General features: G+C 65.0%; 4 protein-coding genes. All 4 read left to right on the top strand.

The genetic code is table 11. The features are described from left to right. The first annotated feature begins 345 nt into the window (after positions 1-345). The 4 genes from mnmG (at position 346) to ACXJL8_RS33490 (ending at position 4,942) form a co-directional block, all read left to right on the top strand. Positions 346-2,226 (top strand): tRNA uridine-5-carboxymethylaminomethyl(34) synthesis enzyme MnmG, encoded by a 1,881-nt coding sequence (gene mnmG / locus ACXJL8_RS33475; RefSeq protein ID WP_456686336.1) that lies wholly within the window; start codon positions 346-348, stop codon positions 2,224-2,226. 141 nt (positions 2,227-2,367) lie between these two features. Then, positions 2,368-3,009, top strand: coding sequence for a 16S rRNA (guanine(527)-N(7))-methyltransferase RsmG (gene rsmG / locus ACXJL8_RS33480; RefSeq protein WP_456621473.1), 642 nt, complete (start codon positions 2,368-2,370; stop codon positions 3,007-3,009). A gap of 28 nt (positions 3,010-3,037) precedes the next feature. Further along, complete coding sequence (locus ACXJL8_RS33485) at positions 3,038-3,904, top strand: ParA family protein (RefSeq protein WP_456621474.1); 867 nt, start codon at positions 3,038-3,040, stop codon at positions 3,902-3,904. A gap of 153 nt (positions 3,905-4,057) precedes the next feature. Beyond that, the gene (locus tag ACXJL8_RS33490) at positions 4,058-4,942 is read left to right on the top strand and encodes a ParB/RepB/Spo0J family partition protein (RefSeq protein WP_456621475.1); all 885 of its coding nucleotides are present in this window, start codon (positions 4,058-4,060) and stop codon (positions 4,940-4,942) included. Positions 4,943-5,137 lie beyond the last annotated feature (195 nt).

Genomic DNA, 5,137 nt, shown 5'->3' on the forward strand with positions numbered 1-5,137 from the left:
AAGCAATCCAGGCTAGCTCCGCGGAAGGATTCTGGATTGCTTCGCTGAGCCTGTCATCGGGCCGCGCGTTCGCGCGGACCCGGTGGCTCGCAATGACGGAGTATGGCGCCGCCGTCGTTCGTCGGGGCCGCGCGCCGAGGTAACAACCCTTCGCGCCTCATCTTTCTCCCGCGACCCAATTTGTTTCACGTGAAACAGAAGGCATTTCAAGGCGCCTTCTACTGTGCATGGGGTTGTTTTGCGAAAAATGCGTGGGAGTCCTCCGAGGTATCCTGTTTCACGTGAAACAACCGCCCGCCGAGTTTTGACTTCCGGCTTTTTCCACTCTGAGCTAGAAGTCCGCCCATGCGTACAGGGCGAGAGAACTTCGACGTCATCGTGATTGGCGGCGGCCATGCCGGCTGTGAAGCCGCTTCTGCTGCTGCCCGGATGGGCGCGACGACGGCTCTGGTGACGCACCGTTTCTCGACCGTCGGCGCGATGTCCTGCAATCCCGCCATCGGCGGTCTCGGGAAAGGCCATCTGGTTCGCGAGGTCGATGCGCTCGACGGCCTGATGGGACGGGTCGCGGACGCCGGCGGCATCCAGTTCCGCGTTCTTAATCGGCGCAAGGGTCCCGCTGTCCGTGGTCCGCGGGCCCAGGCGGATCGCAAGCTCTATGCGGCTGCGATGCAGGCTGCGATCCGCGAGACCGAGGGTCTTTCGGTCATCGAAGGCGAGGCCGATGAGCTGATCGTGGTCGGTGGCCGGGTGACTGGTTTGCGCCTGGCAGACGGGCGGGAGCTTGGGGCGGGGGCTGTTGTCGTCACCACCGGCACCTTCCTGCGCGGTCTGATCCATCTCGGTGAGAAGAACTGGCCCGCCGGCCGTGTCGGGGAGGCCCCCGCAATGGGTCTTTCGGCCTCCTTTGAGCGCGCCGGCTTCACTCTTGGACGGCTCAAGACCGGCACTCCGCCCCGTCTGGACGGTACCACGATCGACTGGTCGGCGGTCGAGATGCAACCCGGAGACGAGCCGCCGGAGCCGTTCTCGGTGATGACGGAGCGGATCACCACACCACAGATCCAGTGCGGGATCACCCGGACCACGTCCGCGACCCACGAGGTGATCCGGTCCAACGTTCATCGCTCTCCGATGTACTCCGGCCAGATCAAGAGCTCCGGACCGCGCTATTGCCCCTCCATCGAGGACAAGATCGTCCGCTTCGGCGACCGTGACGGCCACCAGATCTTCCTGGAGCCGGAAGGGCTGGACGATACGACGGTCTATCCCAACGGCATCTCGACGTCGCTGCCGGAGGAGGTCCAGCTCGCGATCCTGGCCAGCATTCCCGGCCTGGAGCGGGTGAGGATGGTCCGTCCGGGCTACGCCATCGAATACGATCACGTCGACCCGCGCGAACTCGACCCGACGCTCCAGACCAAGCGTCTGCGCGGCCTGTTCCTGGCTGGGCAGATCAACGGCACCACCGGATACGAGGAGGCCGCCGGCCAGGGCATCGTCGCCGGCCTGAACGCCGCGCTGGCGGCGAGTGGCGCCGCGTTGACGGTGTTCGACCGCGCCGATGGCTATCTCGGGGTGATGATCGACGACCTCGTCACCCGCGGGATCAGCGAGCCGTATCGGATGTTCACCTCGCGAGCCGAATACCGGCTGACCCTGCGGGCCGACAATGCCGACCAGCGCCTGACCGAGAAGGGGGTCGCGCTCCRATGCGTCGGCGGGGCCCGAACCCGGCATCACCGCGCCAAGATGGACGCCCTGAATGCGGCCCGGGCGCTCTCCAAGTCCCTGACCATCACCCCGAACGAGGCGATCAAGCACGGACTGTCCCTGAACCGGGATGGTCAGCGTCGCTCGGCCTTCGAGCTGATGGCCTATCCGGAGATCGGCTGGGAGCAGGTCCGCACGATCTGGCCGGAGCTGTCGGCGATCGACCCTGTGATCGCCACCCATCTGGAGATCGACGCCAAGTACGATGTCTATCTGGAGCGCCAGAGCGCCGACGTCGAAGCCTTCCGGCGCGACGAGGGGCTGGTGCTGTCAGAGGTCGACTACCAGCTGGTCCCCGGGCTCTCCAATGAGGTCCGTGCCAAGCTGGAGAAGGCGCGGCCGTTCACCGTCGGCCAGGCCGGCCGGATCGACGGCATGACGCCGGCGGCGCTCGGCATCCTTGCGGCGTACCTTCGCCGCGAAGCACGGAAGACTTCCAAAGCAATTGCATAGGCGTTTCACGTGAAACAGCGCGGACCGGCCGGCGGCAGACCGTCATCAGGGAAACCGTCGGCGGGTGAGGGCGCCCGGCGCCGAGCCGAACCTGCACCGATCACATCGAAGATCGACAAGGCCAGCGCCAACGATCCGTCGTTGGACTCCGTCATCGCCGCCGACAAGATCGCAGCGCTGAAGCTCGCATCCGTTTCACGTGAAACCGAGGCCCGGCTCGATCGCTACATCGCGCTGCTGCGGGAGTGGCAGGCGAAGACCAATCTGGTCGCGCCCTCGACCCTGCCGCATCTCTGGACCCGGCACATCGCCGATTCGCTTCAGCTCGTTGACCTCGCGCCATCGGCAAGGCGCTGGGCCGATCTCGGCAGCGGCGGCGGCTTCCCCGGCGTCGTCCTCGCTTGCGCCATGGCCGGGACGTCGGGCGCCAGCGTCCACCTCGTCGAGCGAATCGCCAAGAAGGCGGCGTTCCTGCGCGAAGCAATTCGCATCACCACATCTCCGGGAGTCGTACATCTCGCTGAGATCGGGGATAATGTGGATAGAATCACCGGCCCCGTCGATTGCGTCACCGCGCGTGCACTCGCTCCGCTACATCAACTCATCGGCTTTGCGGAGCCGCTGATGCGCCAGGGCGCAAAGGCGCTGTTTCCGAAGGGTCAAGATGTAGAGGCTGAATTGACCGAAGCCGCTAAATATTGGAATATTCAGCCGCAGCTCCACCAAAGCCGTACCGGAGACGGCTGGATCGTGGAGCTCAATGCCGCCGAACGGCGCAGCTGAGACGTTCAGGGGCGAATGGGGAATTGCGATGAGCGTGATTGACGAGCCGCAGCAAGAGCAGACCGCCCAGGAACAGGCTGTGGTCCCGCAGGGCCACCCGCGCATCCTGGCGCTGGCGAATCAGAAGGGCGGCGTGGGAAAAACAACCACAGCGATCAATCTCGGCACGGCGCTCGCAGCGATCGGTGAGCGTGTCCTGATCGTCGATCTCGATCCGCAGGGCAACGCCTCGACCGGACTCGGCATTGATCGCCGCAACCGCTCCTGCTCGACCTATGACGTGCTGATTGGTGAAGCGGCCTTGCGCGAGGCGGTGGTCGCCACCGCGGTGCCGCGGCTGCACATCGCGCCCTCGACCATGGATCTCTCCGGCCTCGAGCTCGAGCTCGGCACCACGCCCGGCCGCGCCTTCAAGCTGCGCGATGCGATCTCTTCGCTCAACAACAACGTCTCGCCGGACGCCGACTACACCTATGTGCTGATCGACTGTCCGCCCTCGCTCAATCTGCTCACGGTCAACGCGATGGCGGCGTCGGACGCGATCCTGGTGCCGCTGCAATGCGAGTTCTTCGCGCTCGAAGGTCTGTCGCAATTGCTCCAGACCGTCGAGCAGGTGCGTTCGACGCTCAATCCGAACCTGTCGATCCACGGCATCGTGCTGACCATGTTCGACTCGCGCAACAACCTCTCGAACCAGGTCGTCGCCGACGTCCGGCAGTTCATGGGCGAGAAGGTCTACAAGACCATGATCCCGCGCAACGTGCGCATCTCGGAGGCGCCGTCCTACGGCAAGCCGGTGCTGGTCTACGATCTCAAATGCGTCGGCAGCGAAGCGTATTTGCGGCTCGCCACCGAAGTGATCCAGCGCGAGCGCGAGCTGCGCACGACGCATTGAAGCTGCCGTAGGGTGGGTTGGCCGAAGGCGTAACCCACCAATTGTACCGCCTCGAACAAGCCAATGGTGGGTTACGCTGCGCTAACCCACCCTACGATCGAAAATTCGAAATTCAGTTCTGGAGTGCTGCTGGTGAATCCAAGGGAGCTGGCGATGGCCGACGAAGCGCGTTCGCGACTGGGCCGGGGTCTTGCGAGTCTGATCGGCGACGTCGGCGGAGAGGCCGCGCATGTCGACCGGCCGCGCGCGCAGCGCAAGGTGCCGATCGAATTCATCAAGCCCAATCCGCGCAATCCGCGCCGGACCTTTTCGGAGGCCGAGCTCAAGGAGCTGTCCGAATCCATCAAGCAGCACGGCGTGATCCAGCCGATCGTGGTGCGTCCGGTGAAGGGCGCGCAGGATCGCTTTGAGATCATCGCCGGCGAGCGGCGCTGGCGCGCCTCGCAAATGGCCGGCCTGCATGAAGTGCCGATCGTGCCGGTCGACATCAGCGACAGYGATGCGCTGGAATTCGCGATCATCGAGAACGTGCAGCGCGAAGACCTCAACCCGATGGAAGAGGCGCAGGGCTATCACGCGCTCGCGGGCGAGTTCAAACGCAGCCAGGACGACATCGCAAAGGCCGTCGGCAAGAGCCGCAGCCACGTCGCCAACATGATGCGGCTGACCAAGCTGCCGGCCGAGGTGCAGGCCTTGATCGCGACCGGCGAATTGTCGGCAGGCCATGCGCGCGCGCTGATCGGCGTGCCGGATCCGCTCGCGGCCGCCAAGCGCATCGTCGAGGAGGGCCTCAACGTCCGCCAGGCCGAGGCGCTGGCGCACGAGGAGGGCGTGCCGGAACGCAAGCCGCAAAAGGCGCGCGCCGGTGCGAAGGAGAAGGACCCTGACACGATCGATCTGGAAAAGCGCGTCAGCGACGCGCTCGGTCTCAAGGTCACCGTCAACCACCGCGACCCCGGCGGCTCCGTGCAGATCAACTACCGCAACCTCGACCAGCTCGACGAAGTGATGAAGCGGCTGGCGAAGGGCGCGATTTAGCCGACCCTCGCGGTCGTCCCGGCGAAGGCCGGGACCCATACCGCGTGATCTCTCGATGGGAGCCGGTCGCAGTACCGGACCAACAATCTTCGCAAAACCTCTCGTTGGGGTAATGGGTCCTGGCTTTCGCCAGGACGACAGCTGAGTGTGTGGCGCACATCTGCTTCCACATCGTCATTGCGAGCGCAGCGACGC

Source organism: Bradyrhizobium sp. P5_C11_2 (assembly GCF_054049755.1).